1 protein-coding gene is annotated in these 367 nt (G+C 52.3%); it reads right to left on the reverse strand.

Annotation, left to right across the window (positions count from 1 at the left end; translation table 11 throughout):
* The coding region (locus tag CXF70_RS07410) for a transposase (RefSeq protein WP_199172803.1) at window positions 1-367 on the reverse strand (367 nt) is incomplete at both ends.

Genomic DNA, 367 nt, shown 5'->3' on the forward strand with positions numbered 1-367 from the left:
TTGTTCGCTCATCGCTTTGGTCATATTGGAGATGGTCTGTGGCGTGTAGTGATGGCCGTACATCTTCTCAATCAGATCCGAGATTTCGGACATCGTGACGCCTTTCTGGAACATGTGGATGACGAAGGACTCCAGCGTATCGTTCGAGCGCTTGTACGGAGCGACGGTCTGTTGGTTGAATTCGCCGTTCCGGTCACGTGGAATCGACAGATTTAAATCCCCATACTCCGTATGGAGTGTACGCGTGTAGGCACCGTTCCGCGAATTGCCGGAATTGAAGCCTATGCGGTCATATTTTTCGTAATCCAGGAACGCCGTCAGTTCCGTTTTCAGGAGCGTGTTGACCGCCATCTCCAGGTGCTTGCGG

Origin of the sequence: Planomicrobium sp. MB-3u-38 (assembly GCF_002836425.1) — a bacterium.
GTDB classification, from domain to species: domain Bacteria; phylum Bacillota; class Bacilli; order Bacillales_A; family Planococcaceae; genus Planococcus; species Planococcus okeanokoites.